General features: G+C 44.2%; 2 protein-coding genes. One reads left to right on the top strand and one right to left on the bottom strand.

The features are described 5' to 3' along the window. Positions 1-314 precede the first annotated feature (314 nt). Positions 315-1,202: a porin gene (locus B4K20_RS03585; RefSeq protein WP_289281913.1), complete on the bottom strand. Its 888-nt coding sequence runs from the start codon at positions 1,200-1,202 to the stop codon at positions 315-317. A gap of 175 nt (positions 1,203-1,377) precedes the next feature. Between B4K20_RS03585 and B4K20_RS03580 the strand changes: the two genes are divergently transcribed. Beyond that, positions 1,378-1,866 (top strand): hypothetical protein (locus B4K20_RS03580; RefSeq protein ID WP_289281912.1); only part of this gene is annotated, 489 nt, incomplete at its 3' end.

The following is a 1,866-nucleotide window of genomic DNA, read 5'->3' as shown; positions in this document are numbered from 1 at the left end:
CCAGACATATCGACCCTCCTCACATAAGTTATTCATAAGCTTAGCTATGAGTTGTGACAGTATCACTATCATCAACAACGTGTTATGACCTGGATCAAGCTAATGAATGTTCGCGTAAACCCGTCTCGATAAAGCACCTGACTGACCTACATCAATGTGCATATCTATCCTATTTTAGAATAGGTCTACATAGACAAGACTCAATAGTGACGCTAAGCAATAAATAGGTTACTGTTCTTAAAGTCATGAATAAAAAGGATTGAACCACATGAACAAGTGGCAGATCATTGGCTTTATCTTCTTTAGTATTGTGCTTAATTGTCATAGTCGTAATAAGCTGCTTCGAATGAGATGGCACCCACCCCGAGTTTTTTCTCAATTAATAAATCAGCACCGTATTGGCTGTAGTCACCAATATCAGTCGCAGAAATAGCACCATCCCCTTTAGAGCGGCCGAAGATACCTATTGTGAAAATATCTTTTTGACCTAGATAGTTACCTGTTCCGTAATAACCCGGCTCTTTATCCCAGAAGCTATATTGCAAACGACCGGCATACATCAAATCATCGCTAGCACCGGCTGCTGCTCCAGCATCACCTTCATTGAAAGCAGTTTGAGTTCCAGAGGACGCTTCTTCACCTAAGCTGTAGTAGAAAATCTTGTCTGCTTCGAAAGCACCAAATGAATAAGCTAGACGTTGGTCAAAAGCTGTTCCTACAACTGCAACACCTTCATCACGGCCGATAGTGCCGCCATTCCAGCCGTAACGTGCTGCGATGTTTTGCCAATAACCATCACCCGAGGTGTAGTAAGGGCCAGCCATGTTGGCACGGCTACTTGGTGATAAGAAACGACCAGCCCAGATGGCTACATCAGGTGTCAATTGGAAAATACCGGCAGCATCAATGATTTTCATTGATTCATCGCTGTTCATTTCAGTGTTGAACATGCCTTTGATGTATTTGTTAAGCGAACCCGAAACATAAAGTCTGGCACTGTCCAAGTTGAAGTCATTTGAACGTCCACCATCAGCTGCACCGTCTTCAGCACTGGTGTAACTGCCACGCATGCCAAAACCGACGCTGACATATTGATCTTCACCAAACGTGATGGTGCCAGCTGCCTGTGACACGCTTGGTGCCATCAATGCAGAACTGGCAAGCGCCACTGCGTAGGTGAGAGAGTTGAGTTTCATTTTCATTCTAATTGCCCCTGTTAGCCATCCGAGAAAAGAAAAAGTCGCAAACCTTGTGTTCGCGTCAGGAGCAATACTAGTGAGCTGGGTCAGAAGCTTGAATACGTGAAATTGCGTAGAAACAGATCCAGCTTGTTCATGTAACCTGTAGCCATGTTCAAGAGTCATCAAGGAAAGACGGATGTTTCAAAAGCGAAAATTTAATAAGGTGCTAGCCGTCACATCACTCGGCATAATGAGTCTGACTCTCACTGGCTGTGGTGAATTCAGTTATAAACGTGGTGCATCTGCACGTGATTTTCAGCAAGAAAAAAACGTCTGTGCTGCTGAAACAAATACTGAAGCGCAAACAAAAAAATGCTTAAAAGAAAACGGTTGGATAGTGTTAGATCTGGATAACAAGGCCAATGAGCAGGTAGCCAAAACAGGCAGTCCAGCAAACAAGGCTGTCATCCATGGTAGTTACACAAAGAGTTCACCTGATCAGTTTATTGCTGAGAAAACAACACAAGCTGAAATTGAACCTGCACCACTTCCAGCTGATCCACTGCAGCCTGTTGGTGTCAGCTCCTGGTGGAAAGCGGGTGCAGGGCCAGAGCAACTACTTAATGATGGTCAAGCCTGTCAAAATGGCTTGAGTAAAGAGCACCCAATCAACGGTAATTTTAGC

The sequence above is a fragment of the Methylophaga sp. UBA5088 genome (assembly GCF_002414625.1).
Lineage (GTDB): Bacteria > Pseudomonadota > Gammaproteobacteria > Nitrosococcales > Methylophagaceae > Methylophaga > Methylophaga marina.
The sequence above is the reverse complement of the archived record's forward strand: the minus strand, read 5'-3'. Positions and strand labels throughout refer to the sequence as shown.